At 70.9% G+C, this 20,939-nt stretch carries 18 protein-coding genes; 11 read left to right on the forward strand and 7 right to left on the reverse strand.

The features are described from left to right. The first annotated feature begins 127 nt into the window (after window positions 1–127). The 7 genes from MJ607_RS12935 (at window position 128) to MJ607_RS12965 (ending at window position 8,158) form a co-directional block, all read left to right on the forward strand. Window positions 128–982, forward strand: coding sequence for a patatin-like phospholipase family protein (locus tag MJ607_RS12935; RefSeq protein ID WP_243076006.1), 855 nt, complete (start codon window positions 128–130; stop codon window positions 980–982). Continuing rightward, on the forward strand, window positions 979–2,052 hold the full coding sequence (locus MJ607_RS12940; protein ID WP_243076007.1) for a 1-acyl-sn-glycerol-3-phosphate acyltransferase: 1,074 nt from the start codon (window positions 979–981) through the stop codon (window positions 2,050–2,052). The genes MJ607_RS12935 and MJ607_RS12940 overlap by 4 nt, the downstream gene beginning before the upstream one ends. A gap of 179 nt (window positions 2,053–2,231) precedes the next feature. Continuing rightward, window positions 2,232–3,323, forward strand: a complete 1,092-nt coding sequence (locus MJ607_RS12945) for a LacI family DNA-binding transcriptional regulator (RefSeq protein WP_243076008.1) — start codon at window positions 2,232–2,234, stop codon at window positions 3,321–3,323. Further along, window positions 3,320–4,942 (forward strand): FAD-dependent oxidoreductase, encoded by a 1,623-nt coding sequence (locus MJ607_RS12950; RefSeq protein ID WP_243076009.1) that lies wholly within the window; start codon window positions 3,320–3,322, stop codon window positions 4,940–4,942. Before MJ607_RS12945 ends, MJ607_RS12950 begins: the two co-directional genes overlap by 4 nt. Window positions 4,943–4,978: 36 nt before the next feature. Beyond that, window positions 4,979–6,292 carry a sugar ABC transporter substrate-binding protein gene (locus MJ607_RS12955; protein WP_243076010.1) on the forward strand — a complete coding sequence of 438 codons (1,314 nt, stop codon included), beginning with the start codon at window positions 4,979–4,981 and terminating at the stop codon, window positions 6,290–6,292. A gap of 32 nt (window positions 6,293–6,324) precedes the next feature. Continuing rightward, a complete protein-coding gene (locus tag MJ607_RS12960; RefSeq protein ID WP_243076011.1) occupies window positions 6,325–7,239 on the forward strand; it encodes a carbohydrate ABC transporter permease in 915 nt (304 codons plus the stop codon). Beyond that, window positions 7,229–8,158: a carbohydrate ABC transporter permease gene (locus MJ607_RS12965; protein ID WP_243076012.1), complete on the forward strand. Its 930-nt coding sequence runs from the start codon at window positions 7,229–7,231 to the stop codon at window positions 8,156–8,158. Before MJ607_RS12960 ends, MJ607_RS12965 begins: the two co-directional genes overlap by 11 nt. A gap of 25 nt (window positions 8,159–8,183) precedes the next feature. Here MJ607_RS12965 and MJ607_RS12970 read toward each other — a convergent pair whose 3' ends face one another. The 5 genes from MJ607_RS12970 to MJ607_RS12985 form a co-directional block, all read right to left on the reverse strand. Further along, window positions 8,184–9,128, reverse strand: coding sequence for a hypothetical protein (locus MJ607_RS12970; RefSeq protein WP_243076013.1), 945 nt, complete (start codon window positions 9,126–9,128; stop codon window positions 8,184–8,186). 61 nt (window positions 9,129–9,189) lie between these two features. Further along, window positions 9,190–10,152: a hypothetical protein gene (locus tag MJ607_RS12975; RefSeq protein WP_243076014.1), complete on the reverse strand. Its 963-nt coding sequence runs from the start codon at window positions 10,150–10,152 to the stop codon at window positions 9,190–9,192. A gap of 151 nt (window positions 10,153–10,303) precedes the next feature. After that, window positions 10,304–10,438: a hypothetical protein gene (locus MJ607_RS19985; protein WP_279234640.1), complete on the reverse strand. Its 135-nt coding sequence runs from the start codon at window positions 10,436–10,438 to the stop codon at window positions 10,304–10,306. 10 nt (window positions 10,439–10,448) lie between these two features. Then, window positions 10,449–12,824, reverse strand: a complete 2,376-nt coding sequence (purL, locus tag MJ607_RS12980; protein ID WP_243076015.1) for a phosphoribosylformylglycinamidine synthase subunit PurL — start codon at window positions 12,822–12,824, stop codon at window positions 10,449–10,451. 168 nt (window positions 12,825–12,992) lie between these two features. Further along, entirely contained in the window at window positions 12,993–14,099 is a 1,107-nt protein-coding gene (locus MJ607_RS12985) for a fatty acid desaturase (protein WP_374238059.1), read from the reverse strand. Between the two features lie 194 nt (window positions 14,100–14,293). Here MJ607_RS12985 and MJ607_RS12990 point away from each other — a divergent pair, with 194 nt between their 5' ends. The 4 genes from MJ607_RS12990 (at window position 14,294) to MJ607_RS13005 (ending at window position 17,649) form a co-directional block, all read left to right on the forward strand. Next, window positions 14,294–14,674: a helix-turn-helix transcriptional regulator gene (locus tag MJ607_RS12990; RefSeq protein WP_243076016.1), complete on the forward strand. Its 381-nt coding sequence runs from the start codon at window positions 14,294–14,296 to the stop codon at window positions 14,672–14,674. A gap of 1 nt (window position 14,675) precedes the next feature. Further along, on the forward strand, window positions 14,676–15,659 hold the full coding sequence (locus MJ607_RS12995) for an SRPBCC family protein (RefSeq protein ID WP_243076017.1): 984 nt from the start codon (window positions 14,676–14,678) through the stop codon (window positions 15,657–15,659). 58 nt (window positions 15,660–15,717) lie between these two features. Continuing rightward, window positions 15,718–16,617, forward strand: coding sequence for a TerC family protein (locus tag MJ607_RS13000; protein WP_243076018.1), 900 nt, complete (start codon window positions 15,718–15,720; stop codon window positions 16,615–16,617). 87 nt (window positions 16,618–16,704) lie between these two features. After that, the gene (locus MJ607_RS13005) at window positions 16,705–17,649 is read left to right on the forward strand and encodes a VanZ family protein (protein ID WP_243076019.1); all 945 of its coding nucleotides are present in this window, start codon (window positions 16,705–16,707) and stop codon (window positions 17,647–17,649) included. A 41-nt stretch (window positions 17,650–17,690) separates the two neighbouring features. On the opposite strand, the gene MJ607_RS13010 is transcribed toward MJ607_RS13005, so the two are convergent. Both MJ607_RS13010 and MJ607_RS13015 read right to left on the reverse strand, forming a co-directional pair. Further along, window positions 17,691–18,371, reverse strand: a complete 681-nt coding sequence (locus MJ607_RS13010; RefSeq protein ID WP_243076020.1) for a response regulator — start codon at window positions 18,369–18,371, stop codon at window positions 17,691–17,693. After that, complete coding sequence (locus tag MJ607_RS13015; protein WP_243076021.1) at window positions 18,368–20,884, reverse strand: ATP-binding protein; 2,517 nt, start codon at window positions 20,882–20,884, stop codon at window positions 18,368–18,370. The genes MJ607_RS13010 and MJ607_RS13015 overlap by 4 nt, the downstream gene beginning before the upstream one ends. Between the last annotated feature and the right edge of the window lie 55 nt (window positions 20,885–20,939).

Raw genomic sequence — 20,939 nt, forward strand, 5'->3', positions numbered from 1 at the left:
GCTCCCTGTTGCCTGGTTACTTACTTGACTAACTAACCATGCAACGAATGGATGCCGCTGTCAACCCCTCCGTTTGACCGGGCGCCGCTGCGCCAATAGGTTGCAGAAGACGGGAGGCAGGATGCAGGTGTCCACCGCGTTCGTGCTGGGCGGCGGCGGCGTGCGTGGAGCCGTCGAGATCGGCATGGTCCGTGCGCTCTTCGAGGCCGGCATCCGTCCCGATCTGGTCGTGGGCACCTCGATCGGCGCGATCAACGGCGCGCTCATCGCGAACGACCCGAGCCTCGGCGTCATCGACACGCTCCTGCACGCCTGGACCTCGCCCGAGGCCAACGCCGTGTACGGCGACTCCCTCATCATGCAGCTGAGCAGACTCGTCAAGACCAAGACGCACCTCAATTCACCCGAGCCTCTCGCGCGGCTGCTCGCGGTCGGCCTCGGCGAGGCATCCCGCTTCGAAGACCTCGAAGTGCCCCTGCAGGTCGTGGCGGCCAGCATCGAACGGGCGGCCGAGCACGTCTTCGACTCCGGCCCGCTGATCCCCGCGATCCTCGCATCCGCGTCGGTGCCGGGGCTCTTTCCGGCGACCCGTATCGACGACGAGCACTTCATCGACGGCGGCATCGTCAACTCGATCCCGATCGAGCAGGCCGTCACGGCAGGCGCGCAGAGGATCTTCGTCCTGCAGGTCGGCCGCGTCGAAGCGCCGCTCGAGCCGCCCACGACCGCCGTCGAGACCGCCCGCGTCGCCTTCGAGATCGCGCGACGGCATCGCTTCGCCCGCGACATCGCCACGCTCCCCGACGGCGTCGACCTCTACGTGCTGCCGAGCGGCGGCTCGCTGACGGGCGACGACTCGATCCGGGCCTACCGCAAGCTCGACACCGTGCGACAGCGCATCGACCAGGCGTACGAGGCGAGCAGGGACTTCCTGTTCGAACGCGGGATGCCGCCGCTCACGGCGGAGCGGGACGACGAATGAAGCTGCCTCCTACCTGGTTGCGCCGCGTCCTGATCGCGCCGCTCGTCATCGTCATCGCCCTCCTCCTGGTCGTCACGATGCCGCTGTGGCTCATCGGCGCGATCGGTCTCACGTCGCTCGTGCCCGGCCGCTTCCGGCTGCCGCGCGTCCTGTGGCTCATCACGGTCTACCTCCTGTGGGACTCGGCCCTGCTCATCGTGATGTTCGGCCTGTGGATCGCGTCCGGGTTCGGGTGGCGCATCGACTCGCCGACATTCCGACGCGCGCACTACCGGGTCGGCGCGCGGGCGCTCGAGATCCTCTTCCAGATCTTCGGATCGGTGCTGCGGCTCACCATCGCGACGTCGGGCTCCGACGACGAGGAGGATCCGGATGCCGCGACCGCCGCATTCGACGCGCTCTTCGCGCCGGGGACGCCCCTCGTCGTCGCGAGCCGGCACGCGGGCCCCGGAGATTCGTTCATCATCGTCCACACCCTGCTCAACGAGGTCGACCGCATGCCGCGCATCGTCCTGAAGTACACGATGCAGTGGGATCCCGCGGTCGATGTGCTGCTCAACCGCATCCCGACGAGGTTCATCGTGCCCTCGAGCTTCGGCGGCAAGGCCCGCGGCGGGGGCCAGCGCGTCGAAGACAGCCTGCGTGACCTCGCGACGGGCCTCGGCCCCGAGGACGCGTTCGTCATCTTCCCCGAGGGCGGCAACGTCACCTCGACGCGCCGCCGCAGCCGCATCGACCGGCTGCGCGCGTCGGGGCGCACGGCCCTCGCCGAGCGCGCGGAGGCGATGCTCCACGTCATGCCGCCGCAGCCGGGCGGCATGCATGCGGCGCTCGAGGCATCCGCAGACGCCGACGTCGTCTTCATCGCGCACACGGGCCTCGACCGCCTCGTGACGATGGCCGACATCTGGCGCGAGCTGCCGATGGACAAGAGCATCACGATGCGCGCGTGGCGCGTGCCGCGCTCCGAGATCCCCGCCGACCGCGACGCCCAGGCCGAGTGGCTCTTCGGCTGGTTCGAGCGCATCGACACGTGGATCGCGGCGCACGGCGGAGGCGACGCGGCCTGAGGCCGCCCCTCGGCCCCCGAGGCCGTCGGGTGCCTTGCTAATGCGGACAACCGGACACCCCGGGAGTCGCATGGAATCGCGGCATCCCGAAAATAATGCGCATTATCACCTTGGCAACGTGAGCTGCGCGCCGCAGACTCCTTTACGACACGACGACGTGTCCGATCGAGGAGGATCCGTTGCTGCACCACCGCATCACACAGGCGGATGTCGCGGCGCTCGCGCGCGTGAGCCAGGCGACCGTGTCGCTCGTGCTCAACGACGCAGCGCCCGCCGGGGTGCGGATCAGCGACGAGACGCGACAGCGGGTGCTCGATGCCATCCGCATCACGGGCTACATGGCCAACCCCATGGCGCAGCGTCTCGCGGGCGGCCGCAACCAGATCCTCGGCGTCTTCACGTACGAGGCGACCTTCCCGGCGCGCGGGCGCGACTTCTACGGGCCGTTCCTCAACGGCATCGAGCGCGCCGCCGAGGGACTCGGCGTCGACATGCTGCTCTTCACGAGCGCGCGGGTCGTCGAGGGGCGCCGCAGCCTCACGCGCGAGGGATGGCATCGGCTCGGCGTGGCCGACGGATGCCTGCTGCTCGGGCAGCAGGAGGACCAGAGCGAGCTGCAGCACCTGCTCGACACGAACTACCCGTTCGTCTTCATCGGGCGCCGCCGCAGCGAGCGCATGCGCCTGCCGTACGTCGGCGCCGACTATGTGACGGCGACGTCGCGCCAGGTCGACCGTCTCGTGCGCCTCGGGCACGCGACGATCGCGTACGTCGGCCCGCAGGGTCCCGATCAGCCGAGCGCGGACCGCGTCGAAGGATTCCGCGCCGCGATGGAGGCCCACGGTCTGCCGGCGCGCTTCCTCTCCAGCGAGGACGGCGCCGCGGCGGCGGGTGAGATCATCTCCCGCGGGATCACGGCCGTGCTCGTCGCACCCGAGCTGCACCCCGAGGAGCTCGCGGACGAGCTCACGGCGCGGGGCGTCGCGGTGCCGCGTGACCTGTCGATCATCGTGCTCGGCCAACCCCACCACGGCCGACCGCACGGGCACGAGTGGTCGGGGTTCGCCATTCCTCGCGAGGAGATGGGCGCGCGCGCCGTCGTGCTGCTCTCGCGGCTCGTCGAGGCGGCCCGCCCCCGTGCCGGGGGATCGGCGACCGCACCCGTTCCGTCCGACGAGCTGCACCAGCTCCTGCCGTGCCCGGATATCGAGGGCGCGACGATCGCCGCGCCCGCGGAGAGCGCCGTCACGCGACCGGGGGTGACGGCATGACGGCTGTCGAGCTGGACTGCGACCTGCTCATCGTCGGGGGAGGCCTGGGCGGCGTCGCGGCGGCGCTCGCCGCGGCGGATCGCGGCGCGCGCGTCGTGCTGACGGAGGAGCACGCGTGGCTCGGCGGTCAGCTGACCTCGCAGGCCGTGCCGCCGGACGAGCACCCGTGGGTCGAGCGGTTCGGCACGACGGCGCGCTATCGCGCCCTCCGCGACGGCATCCGCGACGTCTACCGCCGCCGGTATCCGCTCACGGCGGGCGCCCGCGCCAGGGAAGAGCTCAATCCGGGCGCCGGTTGGGTCTCGAAGCTGTGCCACGAGCCTCGGGTCGCGGTCGGGGTCATCGAGGAGATGCTCGCGCCGCATCGCTCGTCGGGCAGGCTGACGCTCCTGCGCCGCGTCCGCCCCGTCGCGGCGACGACAGACGGCGACCGGCTCACGTCGGTCACCCTCGCCTCCGTCGTCGGCGAGGAAGACACCGTCGTGCGCTTCGCCTACGTCCTCGACGCGACCGAGACGGGCGAGCTGCTGCCGCTCGCGGGCGTCGAGCACGTGACGGGCTTCGAGTCGCAGGCCGAGACGGGCGAGCCGAGCGCTCCCGCCGAAGCCCAGCCCGACAACATCCAGGCCCTCAGCGTGTGCTTCGTCGTCGAGCACGTCGACGGCGATCACACGATCGACCGGCCCGAGCGGTTCGACTTCTGGCGCGACCAGGCGCCCGCCGCCTGGCAGGGTGCGAACCTGCTCTCGTGGCAGGCGCCCAACCCGCGGACGCTCGCTCTCGAGACCCGCAGCTTCACACCGAACCCCGGGGACGACCCCCTGCTCGTCGACGCCGACCAGTCCAAGTCGGCGGGGGACGGCGACCTGTGGGTCTTCCGCCGCATCCTCGCCCGCGACCTCTTCGCGCAGGGGGCGTACGAGAGCGACCTGTGCCTGGTCAACTGGCCCACGATCGACTACTTCCTCGCCCCCGCGATCGGGGCGGATCGCGAGAAGGAGCTCGCGATCTACGAGGACGCGCGGCAGCTGAGCCTCTCGATGCTCTACTGGATGCAGACCGAGGCGCCGCGCGCCGACGGCGGCACGGGGTTTCCGGGCCTGCGCCTTCGGCCCGACGTCATGGGCTCCGACGACGGACTCGCCCAGGCGCCCTACCACCGCGAGGCGCGACGGATCCGGGCGCTCACGACGATCACCGAGAACGACGTCTCGTACGAGGTGCGCGGCGCTCGAGGCGCGACGCGGTACGCCGACAGCGTCGGCGTGGGCATGTACCGCATCGACCTGCACCCCTCGACGGGCGGCGACACGTACATCGACGTGGCCTCGACGCCCTTCGAGATCCCGCTCGGCGCCCTCGTCCCGCGGCGGGTGTCGAACCTGCTCGCGGCGGGCAAGGACATCGGCACGACCCACATCACGAACGGCTGCTATCGCCTCCACCCCGTCGAGTGGAACGTCGGCGAGGCCGCAGGGCACCTCGCGGCGCACTGCCACGCGACGGGACGCACTCCCCACGCCATCCATTCCGCCCCGGAGCTCCTCGAGGAGTTCCAGCGCGAGCTGACCGCCACAGGGTTCGAACTGCGGTGGCCGGCCGAGGCGCATCCCTACTGAGGGCGGCGAACCATGCGATCACAGAAAGGAACGACCATGAACCACTCCCTTGCGCGACACCGTCGCACAGCGCTCACCGGCATCGCGGCCGCCGGCGCACTCGTCCTCCTGGCAGGCTGCTCCGGCGGCAGCGGACAGCCCACGACCGAGACCGAGGCCGCAGGTCCCGTCGACCTGCGGATGACGGTCTGGACCGCCGACGAGACGCAGCTCGGCGTCTTCCAGGACATCGCCGACGCGTACGTCGAGGCGAACCCCGACTCCGTCTCGAGCGTCACTTTCGAGACGATCCCGTTCGCCGACTACACGACGACCCTCACGACGCAGCTCGCGGGCGACAATGCGCCCGACCTCGCATGGATCCTCGAGAGCTACGCCCCGCAGTTCGTCGCGAGCGGCGCGCTCGTGGACGTCGCGCCGACCCTGCAGGAGACCGAGGGGTACGAGTACGACGACCTGCTCGAGAGCTCGCTCGCCCTGTGGCAGCAGGACGACGGCCTCTACGCGTACCCGTTCTCCAACAGCCCCTTCGGCGTGTTCGTCAACACCGACCAGATCGCCGCGGCCGGTCAGCCGAATCCGGCCGATCTCGTCGCCGAGGGGGACTGGACCTACGACGCGGCCCGCGACATCGCGGCGGCGGCGGCCGCGGCATCCGGGAAGCAGGGTCTCGTGGTCCGCGACTTCGACTACAAGGTCTGGGAGAACCTCGCGACCATCTGGGAGGGCTGGGGTGCACAGCCCTGGAGCGACGACGGCCAGACGTGCCAGTTCACCGAGGATCCCATGGTCGACGCCCTCACCTGGGTCCACGACGCGATCTTCGAGGACGCCGCCCTGCCCGGACCCGGGACGACCGCGGACTTCTTCGCGGGCGAGTCGGCGATGACGATCACGCAGATCAGCCGCGCGTCGGCGCTCGACGACTCGTTCGCCTGGGACATCGTGCCGCTGCCGGCAGGACCCGAGGGCAAGCAGAACGTCATCGGGCAGGCAGGCATCGGCGTGTTCGCGGCGGGCGAGAACCCGCAGGCCGCTGCTGACTTCCTGGCGTGGTTCACGAACCCCGAGAACGCCGAGACGCTTGCGGCCTACTTCCCGCCGCCGCGCGAGTCGCTCCTGAACGCGGAGACGCTCGCCGCCGCCAACCCCCGTTTGAGCGAGGAGCAGCTGCAGGCGGTCGTCGTCGACGGGATCCAGGATGCCGTGACGAAGCCGTCGCACGTCGACTTCGCCCGCATCCAGGACACCGTCCGCGCTTCGCTCGACGCGCTGTGGGTCCCGGACGCCGATGTCGAGGCCGTCCTCGACGCGACGTGCGAGGCGATCGAACCCCTTCTGGCGGGCTGACGATGACCCGGACGGCACCGGAGGGGATCGACGTGACCCGGTGGGGGCGCTTCCGGCGTCCCCGCCGCCTCACGAGCGTGCAGCACGACTGGATCGCGGGATACCTCATGACGGCGCCCGTCGTCATCGGCGCCCTGCTGTTCGTCGTCGTCCCCCTCGGTGCCGTCTTCTGGTACTCGCTGCACGACTGGAACGTGCTCGCCGGCACCTTCGTCTTCGCGGGAGCCGACAACTACGCGCGGATGCTGTCGGACCCCGGTCTGCGCGATGCGCTGCTCGCGAGCCTGTGGTTCTCGATCGGGCTCGTGGTCCTCAACATCTCGCTCGCGCTCGGCCTGGCGGTGCTGCTCGATCAGCACCTGCCGGGCACGACGACCTTCCGCACGTTCTTCTTCTCGCCCGTCGTCGTGTCGCTCGTCGCCTGGACGATCGTGTGGGGCTTCCTGCTGCAGGACGACGGCGGCATCAACGGGTTCCTCGCGCTGATCGGGATCGACGGTCCGAACTGGCTGCGCAACGAGACGACGGCGATGATCTCGGTCATCGTCGTGCAGGTGTTCAAGAACGTGGGGCTCAACATGATCCTCTTCCTCGCGGCGCTGCAGGGCGTGCCGCAGGACCTCCACGAGGCGGCGCGCCTGGACGGGGCGGGGGCGTGGCGCCGCTTCCGGTCGATCACGCTTCCGCTCATCAGCCCCACCGTGCTGCTCGTGTCGATCCTCACGATCGTCGGCTCGCTCGAGGTGTTCGCGCAGATCGCGGTGCTCACGGGTGGCGGTCCCGGCACCTCGACGACGGTTCTGGTGTACTACCTCTTCCAGCAGGCCTTCCGCTTCAACGACTTCGGCTACGCGAGCTCGATCTCGGTCCTGCTGTTCGGCATCGTGCTCGTGCTGACCCTCATCCAGTGGCAGACCCGGAAGCGGTGGGTGTTCCATGAGAACTGACGTGCTGGACAGGACGGGCGACGTGGACTTCGACAGCTTCGCGGACACGACCCCCGCGAGCCGCTCGGCGCGCTCTCCTTCTCGGAGACGGCGCCGGCGGGGACGGATGCTGCTCGTCGCGCTGCTCGCGATCGCGTGCATCCCCTTCGTCTTCCCGACGTGGTGGATGGCGACGTCGAGCCTCAAGCCGATGAGCGAGATCCTCAGCTCGGTGCCGACCCTGTGGCCGCAGTCGCCGACCTTCGACGCATACGCCGACGTCTTCCGGCTGCAGCCCTTCGCGGCGCAGTACGCGAACAGCCTGTACATCGCGCTCGTCGTGACCCTCGGGACGATCCTCGTGTCGTCCCTCGCGGGCTACGCGTTCGCGCGGCTGCGGTTCCCGGGGGCGAACGCGCTCTTCCTGCTCGTGCTCACGGGCCTCCTCGTGCCGAGCGAGGTGACGATCGTCCCGCTCTTCCGGGCGGTGAGCGCACTCGGTCTCATCGACACGCACTGGCCGCTCATCATCGTGCCGATCTTCGGGGCGCCCAGTGTTCTGGCGACGTTCATCATGCGCCAGTTCTTCCTCGGGCTGCCCGTCGAGCTCGAGGAGGCGGCGCGCATGGACGGGCTCGGACGCTGGGGCATCTTCTGGCGCATCGCCTTCCCGCTCGCGCGCCCCGCCGTCGCGGCCGTCGCGATCTTCACGTTCCTGAAGTCGTGGAACCTCTACCTCGAGCCGATCGTCTACCTCTCGAGCAAGAGCATGTTCACGCTGCCGCAGGCGCTGACGCAGTACGTCGACGCCTACGGCGGGCCGATGTGGAACGTGCAGCTCGCGGCGACGACCCTCACGGTCGTGCCCGTCCTGCTCGTCTTCCTCTTCGCGCAGCGGCACTTCGTCGAGGGCCTGGCCCACACGGGTCTGAAGGGCTGAGCTTCGGCGCGCCGAGCGCGTCGCGTCAGGGGTGCGGCTTGGGGTGGATGACGCGTCCGGGTGCCGTGTCGGAAGTCCGCGAGGGCACGGGCCACGACTGGCGCGGCGCCGGCGAGGACGCGGGCAGCGGCATCGGCTCGGGACCCGCCTCGGCGCTGCCGGGCGCTCCGGTCCCCGTGCTCGCCGGCGTCGCGGCCGGGCGCGCGGCCTGCGGCCCCGTCGTGAGCTCGAGCGCGACCTGCGTCTCGAGCACGACGATCGCCTCGTCCGAGAGCGAGATGAGCCCGTCGAGCTCTTCGCGCACGCGCTTGTACGCGAGCTGGCGCTCCGCGGGCGTCGCGGCCTGGTCGATCGCGACGCTCAGGAGCTGCTTCGCCGTGTCGAGCCGCTTGCGCTCGACATCCGTGAAGCCGGAATCCTTGATGCGCCGCGCATCGCGTTCGGCGACCTCGAACGCGACTTCGTAATCGGTCACGGCGTCGCGGTACTCGGCGAACTGCGCCTTGGTCAGCCTTGCCTTGGGCGAGAGCGGACGCCGGCCGTCGGCCACCTTCTTGGCACGCAGGAAGGCCGCGGTGAGCGGCTGGCGGCCGTCGCTCATGGCCGGGAAGGCGATCAGCTTCGCGACATCCAGCTCGTACTCGAGCCAGCGCGCCGTGACGGCGTCGTGCTCGGCGAAGAGCCGCTCGAGCTGACTCGCCGACGCGGCCACGGTCGGCTCGCGGTGGATCGCGGGCACCCCGACGGCGCCGACGGGAGCCGTGATCGGACCCGTGACGGGATAGCCGCCGATGCCGCGGGCCGCGGCCTGAGCCGCTTTGAGCTCCGCTTTGGCGTGCAGCACTTCGAGCCGACGCCGATGGCGACGGCGCGCACCCCGCTCCCAGGCACCTCCGACCGAGGCCAGCACCCCGAACAGCGGGAAGACCAGCCACCAGAAGTTCCCCAGGAACTCGAAAAGCGGCTCCACCCTGTCATGGTAGCCGCGCCAGGGGCCCCTGAGACCTGCGGGAACCCTGGGGATCAGGGGATCAGGATGCCGGCGGGCGTGCTCCGCGCGCCGGCACGGGCCAGACCTGCCGCGGCTGCGCGGGCTCCTGGGCCTTCTCGGCGCGCGACGGCACCGGCTCGGGCGCCTCGGAGCGCGCCGCCGGCCGCGTGCCGAGGAAGGCGGCCACGGCTGCCGCGCCTTCGCTCGCCCGGGCGATCGCCTCGGTGGAGCGCGCGAGCGCCTCGGTCGAGCGCGTGAGGAAGCCCTGGGCCGCGGCCGACCACTGCGCGGCGGGATCCTGCCGCGGCTGGGGCGGAGCCATGCCCGCCGCGCGCGCCTGGCGCCACGCCTCGCGCTCGGCGACCTCGAAGGTCTGCACCAGGCGGTCCACGGCGCCGCGATAGGACGAGTAGGCGACGGGCGTGATGCGCGCCTGCGCGGAGGCGGGGCGCAGCCGCTGGGCCTCCGCCCTCGCCGTCAGGTAGGCGGCGGTCTCGGGGACGCGGCCGTCGCTCATCGCGGGGAACATGATGAGGCGGGCGGCGTCGGTCTCGTACTCCATCCAGCGCGCCGTGATCGAGTCGTGCGTCGCGACGAGCATCGCGAGCGGGCGGTGCGCGGGGTCGGAGGTCGCCGCGAGGCCCGCCCTCGCCGTGCTCACGCGGGCGCGGCGGACGCGCAGATCGGCCGATGCCGCGCGCAGAGCGCGCTCGGCGGACTGCAGTCCCCGGCGCGCGGCGCCGACGTCGGCCGACGTCGCGCGGGCGGCTGCCCGCTCGGCCTGCGCGAGCGCGACCTGGGCGCGGGCGAGCTTGAGGGCGCTGCGTGCCGCACGGGTGCGGGTGCGGGCATCGGCGAGCTCGAGTCGCGCCGCGTCGTACTCGAGACGGCGGGAATCGACGGAGCGCTGGTGCAGCAGTCCGAGCATCGCGAACACCCCCGCGCCGACCACGGCCGGCGCGATCCACCAGAACTCGGCGACGGTCGCCCAGAGCGGATCCACGCCGCCATGCTAACCCGTCGGTGCGCGCTGCGGCCTGGGTATCCGCCGAAACCGGGGGCGCGGCATCCGTCCCCCGAACTCGGGAGCGGGGATCTTGCCGAACCGGGCGATCTCGCGGCCGGGTCTCCTGCTTCGACGCGAGCGGGAGGTGTCAGCCGAAGAGCAGCGCGAGCACCGTCGCGCCGCCGCCCACGAGGATCAGGCTCGCGATGACCACCCACGCGATGACCTTCACGCGCTTCTGTCGTGCGTCCTGAAAGCCCGTGTACTCCTCGTCCTGCGACATGCGACCCAGTCTAGGCCGAGGCCCGGCTCGTGCCGGTCGGCTCGGCGACGATCGGGCCGAAGGCTGCGGGCAGGGTCGCGCTCGAGTGGCCGCGCAGCTCGTCGAGCGAGACGGTGAACAGGCCCTGCACCTCGAGAGCCGGAGCGTCGCCGTCGCCGGGAGCGTCCGTCACGCCGATGCGCAGGACGGGGTAGCCGCGTCCCTCGCACAGCCCGCGGAACTTGACGTCGTCCTCGCGCGGCACCGAGACGATGACGCGACCCGTCGACTCCGAGAAGAGCGCTGTCGCGGCATCCAGTCCATCGCGCTCGATGAGCTCGGTGAGCCACACGCGCGCGCCGACGCCGAAGCGCATGACGCCCTCGGCGAGGGCCTGCGCGAGGCCGCCGGAAGAGAGGTCGTGGGCGCTCGAGACGAGCGACTGCAGCGAGGCCGCGTGCAGCAGTTCCGCGAGGCGCTTCTCGCCGGCGAGGTCGACGGCGGGCGGGCGGCCGCCCAGATGGCCGTGCACCGTGCCGGCCCACGCCGAGCCGCTCAGCTCGGGCGCCGTGACGCCGAGGAGGTAGATGTTCTCGCCCTCGTCCTGCCATCCCGACGGGATGCGGCGCGCGACGTCGTCGATGATGCCGAGCACGCCGACGACGGGCGTCGGGAAGATCGGCACGTCACCGGTCTGGTTGTAGAAGCTGACGTTGCCGCCGGTCACGGGGATGCCGAGCTCGAGGCATCCGTCCGCGAGACCCGCGACGGCCTGCGAGAACTGCCACATGACCTCGGGGTTCTCGGGGCTGCCGAAGTTGAGGCAGTCCGTGACGGCCGTCGGGATCGCACCCGACACGGCGACGTTGCGGTAGGCCTCGGCGAGGGCGAGCTTGGCGCCCTCGTACGGGTCGAGCTGGCAGAACCGGCCGTTGCAGTCGGTCGCGATCGCGAAGCCGAGGCCCGAGTGCTCGTCGACGCGCACCATGCCGGCGTCGTCGGGGAACGACAGGGCCGTGTTGCCCATGACGTAGCGGTCGTACTGGTTGGTGACCCAGTCGGCGTCGGCGAGGTTGGGGCTCGCGACGAGCTGCGTGAACTGCGCGCGCAGCGTCTCGGGGTCGCCTGCGCGGGGGAGGGCCGACGCGGAGTCGTCGCGCAGCGCGTCGATCCACGTCGGGTACGCGACCGGGCGCTCGTAGACGGGGCCGTCGACCGCGACGGTCGAGGGATCGACGTCGACGATCTGCTCGCCGTGCCAGAAGATCTGCAGCCGGCCGTCACCCGTGACCTCGCCGAGGACGCTCGTCTCGACATCCCACTTCGTCGTCACCGCGAGGAAGGCCTCGAGCTTCTCTGGCGAGACGATCGCCATCATGCGCTCCTGGCTCTCGCTCATGAGGATCTCCTCCGGCGTGAGCGTGGGGTCGCGCAGCAGGACCTTCTCGAGGTCGACGCGCATGCCCGAGCCGCCGTTGGCGGCGAGCTCGCTGGTGGCGCACGAGATGCCGGCGGCGCCGAGGTCCTGGATGGCCTCGACGAGCTCGCCCTTGTACAGCTCGAGGCAGCACTCGATGAGCACCTTCTCGGCGAAGGGGTCGCCTACCTGCACGGCGGGCCGCTTGGTGGGGCCGCCCTCCGAGAATGTGTCGGAGGCGAGGATGGATGCTCCGCCGATGCCGTCGCCGCCCGTGCGGGCTCCGAACAGCACGACCTGGTTGCCGGCGCCCGAGGCGTTCGCGAGCTTGAGGTCTTCGTGGCGCAGGACGCCGACCGCGAGCGCGTTGACGAGCGGGTTGCCCTGGTAGACGGAGTCGAAGACCGTCTCGCCGCCGATGTTGGGCAGGCCCAGGCAGTTGCCGTAGAACGAGATGCCGGAGACGACCCCGTGCACGACGCGTGCCGTGTCGGGGTCGTCGATCGCGCCGAAGCGCAGCTGGTCCATGACCGCGACGGGGCGCGCACCCATCGAGATGATGTCGCGGACGATGCCGCCGACGCCGGTCGCGGCGCCCTGGAACGGCTCGATGTAGCTCGGGTGGTTGTGCGACTCGACCTTGAAGGTGACCGCCCAGCCCTCGCCGATGTCGACGACGCCCGCGTTCTGGCCCATGCCGACCATGAGGCGCGTCTTCATCTCGTCGGAGACCTTCTCGCCGAACTGGCGCAGGTAGATCTTGCTCGACTTGTACGAGCAGTGCTCGCTCCACATGACCGAGTACATCGCGAGCTCGCCCGACGTGGGGCGGCGGCCCAGGATGCTCTTGATCTGGTCGTACTCGTCGGGCTTGAGGCCGAGCGCCGCGTACGGCTGCTCCCGCTCAGGAGTCGCGAGTGCGCCTTCGACCGTGTCGGCGACGGGGCGGACGGATGCCTCGGCCGAAGCCGAAGAAGTGGGGGTGGTCACGCGGCTGAGCTCCTGAAATCGGGGATGCCGGACCCGTCCATTCTAGTTGGCGGGTGGATCGCGCGTTGCGGAAGGCGGACGGACGCGGAAACACCCTCCGCCGGCCCGGTGACCTCCGCTGAGCGAAGGAGGAGGGCAAGCGGAGGGTGCGTGCGTATGAGGGACCGCTCAGGACGGGCGGAAGCGGCTCACGAGGTGGCAGTCGAACGGGTCGCGGGCCGAGAGGCCGACGCGGTTGAGGTACTCGATGACGAGCCGGTACGACTCGATGAGGCTCGTCTCGGTGTACGGCACGTCGAGCGCGCGGCACTGCTCCATGACGATCTCGCGGGCCTTCGCGAGGTGCGGCCGCGGCATGCTCGGGAAGAGGTGGTGCTCGACCTGGTAGTTGAGTCCGCCCATGAGTGAGGTCGCCCACCAGCCGCCGCGGATGTTGCGCGATGTGCGCACCTGCTTGGAGAAGAAGTCGAGCTTCGCGTCGGGCGCGATGATCGGCATCCCCTTGTGGTTCGGCGCGAAAGCGGCGCCCATCATGACGCCGAAGACGGCGAGCTGCACGCCGATGAACGCGAACGCCATCCCGAGCGGCAGGAACAGGAAGATCGGGGTGAGGAGGAGGGCGAAGCGCAGGGCGATGAGGCCCAGCTCGAGCCAGCGGCCCTTGATCTCGCCGCGCGAGACGAGGTGCTTGATGCCGAGGTAGTGCAGGTTCAGGCCCTCGAGCGTCAGGAGGGGGAAGAACAGCCAGCCCTGCTTGCGTGTGATGAGCGCGCGGAGACGGCCCGCCGACTCGGCATCCTTCTCGAGGAACGAGATCGTGTCGAGCTCGATGTCGGGGTCTTTGCCCACGCGGTTGGGGTTGGCGTGGTGGCGCGTGTGCTTCGCGTTCCACCACGAGAAGCTGAAGCCGCCGATGCCGTTCGCGAGAATGCGTCCGAGGCGGTCGTTCGCCGGTCCCGAGGCGAGGATCTGGCGATGCGCCGCCTCGTGGGAGAGGAACGCGACCTGCGTGAAGATCAGGCCGAGCGCTGCCGCCATGAACAACTGGTACCAGCTGTCGCCGAACAGGATGAAACCCGTCACGCACCCGCCGAAGGCGAGCAGCAGGCCCAGCCCGATGGCTCCGTAGAAGAGGGGAGTGCGCTGCAGCAGGCCCGTCTCGCGGACGACTTGCGCGACCTCGGTGTAGGCGCGGGCGATGGGAGGGAAGGTCTCGGTGCCGGCGTATGTCTGTCGGACGGGCCCCAGTCGGGCCTCCGGAGCGATAGTGGCGATGAGCGCGCCCTTCGGTCGGGTGCCGACCCGTCCAGGTCGACTTGTAGCCACAGGCAGAACGCCGACGACTTGGTTGTGAGCCTACGGAGGTGCATATGGCCGGATCGTTATGGAACTGCCCCTTCGGGTGATTTCGGGGCCGAACCTGAGAGGGGGTTGACATCGGAGCGATCGCGTGCATAACCTACAACCAAATGGTTGTACAAACGGAGCTTGCAGACGATGAGATGGACCGGATCTTCCACGCGCTCGCCACGAGGACGCGCCGCGACATCCTGCGTCGGACGATCGAGCACGAGCAGTCGGTGTCGACGCTCGCGCGCGACTACGACATGTCGTTCGCCGCGGTGCAGAAGCACGTCGCGGTGCTCGAGGCTGCAGGACTCGTCGTCAAGCGGGCCGACGGTCGCGAGCGTCTCGTGCGGGCGGATCCCCGTATGATCGCCCGCGCCCGGGCCCTTCTCGACCGGTTCGAGGCGCTGTGGCGCTCGCGTGTCGATCGCCTCGACGCCCTGCTCGCCGAAGATGCTGCGACCCCGCACGAACCATCGTCCAACGAAGAACAAGGAGACTGACATGCCCGTCACCGACGTCACGACCGACGCCGAAGCGCTCACCATGACGCTCACGGCCGAGTTCGAAGCCCCCGTCGAGCGCCTCTGGACCGCCTTCACCGACCCCGATCAGCTCGAGCGCTTCTGGGGCCCGCCCGGATGGCCGGCGACTTTCACGGCGTTCGACTTCTCCGTCGGCGGTCGTGCGAATTACCACATGACGAGTCCGCGCGGCGAGAAGGCCGGCGGTTCCTGGGAGTTTCTGGAAATCGATGAGCCGAAGCGATTCACGGTCCTCGACTCGTTCGTCGACGACGGGGGGAGCCCCGCCGACGGACTCCCGACGATGCGCGTGGTCTTCGACTTCGAGCCCACGGCATCCGGAACGAAGCTCACCAACACGTCGTACTTCACGTCGGCCGACGCTCTCGAGCAGGTCGTCGCGATGGGCGCCGTCGAGGGGTCCACGATGGCCCTCAACCAGCTCGACCGCGTGCTGCAGGGCCTGCGCGAGTTCGCGGCGGGCAAGGGGACGCGGACCGAGATCCTCGACGACACGCACGTGCGCATCACGCGCCTCGTAGAGGGCCCGCGCGAGCTCGTGTGGCGCGCGCACCAAGAGCCCGAGCTCATGACGCAGTGGCTGCTCGGGCCGGACGGCTGGCGCATGAGCGTCTGCGAGATCGATCCGACCGTCGGCGGGAAGTACCGCTACGCGTGGGAGCCGGTCGACGGGACGCCCGGCCAGGCGTTCGGGTTCTCCGGCGAGACGCTCCTGTCGGAGGCGCCGCACCGCGCCGTCACGACGGAGCGCATGACCGGCACCGAGTTCCCCTCGACGCTGAACGACCTGAGCCTCGACGAGGAGGACGGCGCGACGCTCATCACGCTCCTGATCGAATACCCCGACAAGGAGACCCGCGACATGGTGCTCGCGACCGGCATGACCGACGGCATGGAGACGAGCTACGCGCGCCTCGAAGGAGTGCTCGAGCGGGTCGGCTGACGCGCGGGACGGATGCCGCGACCGCGGGTCGCGGTATCCGTCCCCGTAGCATGGCGCTGTGGACTTCAGCATCGCCCTAACGCCCGAGAACATCGCGATCTTCCTGACGCTCTTCGTCCTCGAGATCGTCCTCGGCGTCGACAACGTCATCTTCATCTCGGTGCTCGCCTCGAAGCTCCCGAAGGAGCAGCAGGCTCGCGCCCGCAACCTCGGCCTCACGCTCGCGATGATCATCCGCGTCATCCTCGTGTTCTTCGCGGGCTGGATCATCACCCTGACCGAACCCGTCTTCACGATCATGGGCATCGCGTTCTCGTGGAAGGACATGATCCTCATCGCGGGCGGTCTGTTCCTGATCTACAAGGCCGTCACCGAGATCCACCACAAGCTCGAGGGCGTCGAGGAGGGCGATGACGGGCACGCGCCGAAGACGATCACCTTCACCTCGGTCATCCTGCAGATCCTCCTGCTCGACATCGTCTTCTCGCTCGACTCCGTCATCACGGCGGTCGGCATGACCTCCAACATGGCGATCATCGTCTCGGTCGTCGTCCTGTCGTTCGGCATCATGCTCTTCGCCTCGCGCTTCATCTTCACGTTCGTCAACAAGCACCCCACCGTGAAGATGCTCGCGCTGTCGTTCCTCATGCTGATCGGCGCCTTCCTGGTCGCCGAGGGCTTCCACATCAAGGTCGACAAGGCGATCATCTACGGCGCCATGGCCTTCGCGGTGCTCGTCGAGGTGCTCAACCTCACGTACGCGTCGCGCAAGGCGAAGCGCGAGGAGAAGAAGCGGACGACCGTCAAGCTCCTGTCGAGCTACCCCGACATCGACGAGTCGGTCGCCGTGGGCGCCGCGCTCTCGAAGGCGCCCGGCTCGGGCTCGGTGGGACTGTCGAGCAAGCCCGTCGAGGGCGAGATCGACCGAGACTCCGAGGGCCGCGCCGGCCTGGGCTGACCCGCGCTCGTCCTGAACCCTGCGGTCTCGGCCGGTTCTCGAAGGGCGCGGATGCGCGGGCCCGAGCAGCCGCGCTAGGGTGCGGGCATGGCCGGGGCCGCGCGGGGGCTCGTCGCCGCCGGGATGCTCGTCTACGGCGTCGCGGTGGCGGCTGTCGCGCTCCTGGCGCTCCCCGCGCTCGAGGACGCAGGGTGCGCGGGCGTCGACCTCAGCCCGCTCCCGCTCTCGCGCGGGATCGGAACGCTCGGACCCGGCGACCCGCTCGCGGATCCCGCCGTCCTGCTCTTCGTGCTCACCGCGGGCCTGTTCATGCCGCTGGGCTTCTTCGTACGCGTGCTGTGGAGCCGCGGCGTGCTCGTCTCGCTCGGGCTGGGTGCGGCCTTCGCACTCCTGATCGAGCTCTCGCAGCTGGCGGGGTCCCAGCCGTGCGGCGCCGTCGCGCACGTCGTCGCGGGCGGCGCGGGGGCCCTGCTGGGCTCGGTCGCATCGCTCGCGCTGCCACGCAGGTGGCGCGTCCGTTCCGCGGTGGTCGCGCAGCCGCCGGCGACGGTCACGCGGCTCCGCCGAGGCCTCGCGATGGCGTGCGACTGGGTCTCGGTGTACCTCACGGGGTTCGTGCTCTCGGCGCCCGTCGCGGCGGTGCTCTACGCCTCGGGTGGTTCGGGCGCGGTCGAGGCGGCCGGCGTCCCTCTCGATGCCGTCGCGACCTACTCGGCGATGGCGGTGACGGCGGCCGTCGCACTCGGCACGGGGCGCACGATCGGCGACCGCATCCTGCAGCTCGAATACCGGGGCGGGAGCCTGCCGCCGTTCGTCGCGCGACTCGTGCGGTACGTCTGCGGCATCGGCGGCTACCAGATCCTGACCGCGCCCACGGAGGGTGCGAACCCCGTCTCGCTCGCGTTCGTGCTCGTCTCGATCGTGCTCGTCTTCACGACGGCGCAGGGGCGGGGGCTTCCGGGGCTCGCGACGCGGCGAGAGCTCTTCGACGTGCGCGAGCCGCGAGCCGCTGAGGCTGTCGACTCGCGCTGACGGCGATCCGGGATGCCGCGCGCGGCCGGCGCTCGCGAGCGTCAGGCCGGCTCGAGCACGAGCCGGTAGCCCATGCCGGACTCCGTGAGGAGGTGGGCGGGGCGTGCCGGATCCGGCTCGAGCTTCTTGCGCAGCTGCGACATGTAGAGCCGCAGGTAGCCCGTGTCGGCGACCTGATCGGTGCCCCAGATGTCCTTGAGCAGCGCCTGGCGCGTCACGAGCGACCCTGCGTTGCGGGCGAGGAACTCGAGCATCCGCCACTCCGTCGGGGTGAGGTGCACGCGCGTGCCGTCGCGCGTCACGGTCTTGGTCGAGAGGTCGATCGTGACGTCGGCGAACGCGACGATGGGCTCGCCCGTCGCGGGTCCCGCGCGGCGCGTGAGGGCGCGAAGGCGCGCGAGAAGCTCGTCGATCTGGAACGGCTTGGTGACGTAGTCGTCGGCGCCCGCGTCGAGTGCCTCGACCTTGTCGGCCGAGCCCGTGCGTCCCGAGACGACGATGATCGGCACCGTCGTCCAGCCCCGCAGCGCCTCGATGACCGCGACGCCGTCGAGACGCGGCATCCCGAGGTCGACGAGGACGATGTCGGGATGCTGCTGCGCCGCGAGTCCGATGGCGGCGGCTCCGTCGGGCGCCGCGACGACCTCGTAGCCATGGGCGCCGAGCGTGATGCGCAGGGCGCGCACGAGCTGCGGGTCGTCGTCGGCGATGAGGATCTTCACGAGGCGGCCTCCGGCTCGGGCACGGACGCCACCGGCAGCTCGACGACCATCGTGAGCCCGCCGCCCGGCGTGTCCTCGGGGGTGAGCGTACCGCCCATGCCCTCGGCGAAGCCGCGCGAGAGGGCGAGCCCGAGGCCCAGGCCCGTCGTGTTGTCGGTGTCGCCGAGGCGCTGGAAGGGCGCGAAGATGTCGTCCTGCCGGTCGGGGGCGACGCCGGCGCCGTGGTCGACGATCCGGATCTGCGCCCGCGCGCCCAAGCGGCTCGTCCCGACGCGCACGCGCGTTCCCGCCGACGTGTGGCGGACGGCGTTGGCGAGGACGTTGACGACGACGCGCTGCAGCAGGACGGGATCGGCGAGCAGGAGCGGCAGATCGGGATCGAGCGCGAGCTCGACGGCGTCGGGCCCGAGCCCCAGCTCGTCGACGGCAGCGAGCACCGTGTCGGCCGAGTCGACGGGGGCCAGCGACACGGCGAGTACGCCCGCTTCGACGCGGCTCACGTCGAGCAGGTCGGTCACGAGGGCCGACAGGGTGGCGAGGCTCTCGTCCGCCGTCGCGAGCAGCTCCGCCCGGTCGTCGTCGCTGAGGCCCGGCCCCGCGGCCCGCAGCCCGCCGATCGCCGCGACGGCGGCGGCGAGCGGGCGGCGCAGGTCATGGCTCACGGCCGACAGCAGGGCGCTGCGCACCTGGTCGGTCTCGGCGAGCAGTCCCGCCTCGCGCGCGGTCTCGGCGAGGTCGGTGTGCTCGAGGGCCGCGCCCAGCTGCGCGGCGATGATGTCGAGCAGCCGGCGTCCCGAGGAGTCGAGCTCGCCGCCGTGCAGCTCCAGCGTCGCGCGCGGCGCTGCGGGGTCGCCGACGGGGACGGTGACCATCCTGCCGTCGGGCACGGGCTCTCCGTCCGTCGCGAGGACGGTGCCGTCCGCGCCGACGAGGCGGGCTCCCGTCATGCCGAATGCCTCGCGCGCGCGGCTCACGAGGGCCGGGATCGCGCTCTGCCCGCGCAGGACGCTGCCCGCGACGGTCGCGAGCAGCTCGGACTCCGCGGCGGCGCGCTGCGCGATGCGCGTGCGGCGTGCGGCCTGGTCGACGATCCAGCTCACGAGGGTCGCGATGACGACGTACAGGAGGATCGAGAGCGCGTGGTCGGGATCCGCGATGGTGACGGTGCCGACGGGCGCGATGAAGAGGTAGTCAAGGGTCAGGCCGGACAGCACGGCGGCGAAGAGGGCGGGCCAGATGCCGCCCACGAGCGCCACGACGACGACGAGCAGCTGATAGGCGAGGACGTCGGTCGTGATCGAGTCGGGGCTCGAGACGGCGAGGAGCAGCCACGACAGCAGCGGTCCGCCGACGAGCGCGACGGCGAAGCCGAGCAGCCTCCGGCGTACGCTGAGCGCGCCCCCTGTGACGCGGGGCAGATGGATGCCGCGGCTCGCGGCGGCGTGCGTCACGATGTGCACGTCGATGTCGCCGGACTCGCGGACGACGGTGGCCCCGATGCCCGCCCCCGTGAGCAGCGTCATGATCCGACCGCGCCGGCTCGCGCCGATGACGAGCTGCGTCGCGTCGACCGAGCGCGCGAAGTCCACGAGGGCCTGCGGGATATCGTCGCCGACGACCTGGTGGTACGTGCCGCCGAGCATCTCGACGAGCCGCCGCTGAGCTGCGAGCGCTCCCGGCGTCGAGGAGCGCAGGCCGTCCTGCCCTGAGACGTGCACGGCGTGAAGCTCGCCGCCCGCCGTGCGCGCCGCGATGCGGGCTCCGCGGCGGATGAGGGTCTCGCCCTCGGATCCGCCCGTGAGTGCGACGACGACGCGCTCGCGGGCCTGCCACGTGCCCTCGATGCCGTGCTCGGCGCGGTAGAGCTTGAGCGCGCTGTCGACCTCGTCGGCGAGCCACAGGAGGGCGAGCTCGCGCAGCGCCGTGAGGTTGCCGAGCCGGAAGTAGTTCGAGAGGGCCGCGTCGATCCGCTCAGCGGGATAGACGAGCCCCGCCGACAGCCGGTCGCGGAGCGACTGCGGCGCGAGGTCGACGACCTCGATCTGGTCGGCGCCTCGGACGACGGCATCCGGAACCGTCTCCCGCTGCGGTATGCCGGTGATCCGCTCGACGACCTCGCCGAGTGACTCGATGTGCTGGACGTTGACCGTCGTGATGACGTCGATGCCCTCGTCGAGGAGCTGCTGGACGTCCTGCCAGCGCTTGTCGTGGGTCGAGCCGGGGGCGTTCGTGTGGGCGAGCTCGTCGACGAGGGCGACCTCGGGATGCCGCGCGATGACCGCCTCGACGTCGAGCTCGCTCAGCTCGACGTCGCGGTGGCGCGTGACGCGGCGCGGGACGGAGCGGAGGCCGCGCGCCTGCGCGGCGGTCGCGGCGCGGTCGTGCGTCTCGAGCAGGCCGATCACGACGTCGCGTCCCTCGGAGCTCAGCCGACGGCCCTCCTCGAGCATCTCGTAGGTCTTGCCGACGCCCGGAGCGGCGCCGAGCAGCACCCTGAGCCGGCCCCGCTTCATCGCACTCCTCCCCGCAGAACCCCGCGAGACTTCGCAGCCGTCTCGTCTCGGGACG

It is taken from the genome of Microbacterium sp. SS28, from assembly GCF_022761035.1.
Taxonomy (GTDB): Bacteria; Actinomycetota; Actinomycetes; order Actinomycetales; family Microbacteriaceae; genus Microbacterium.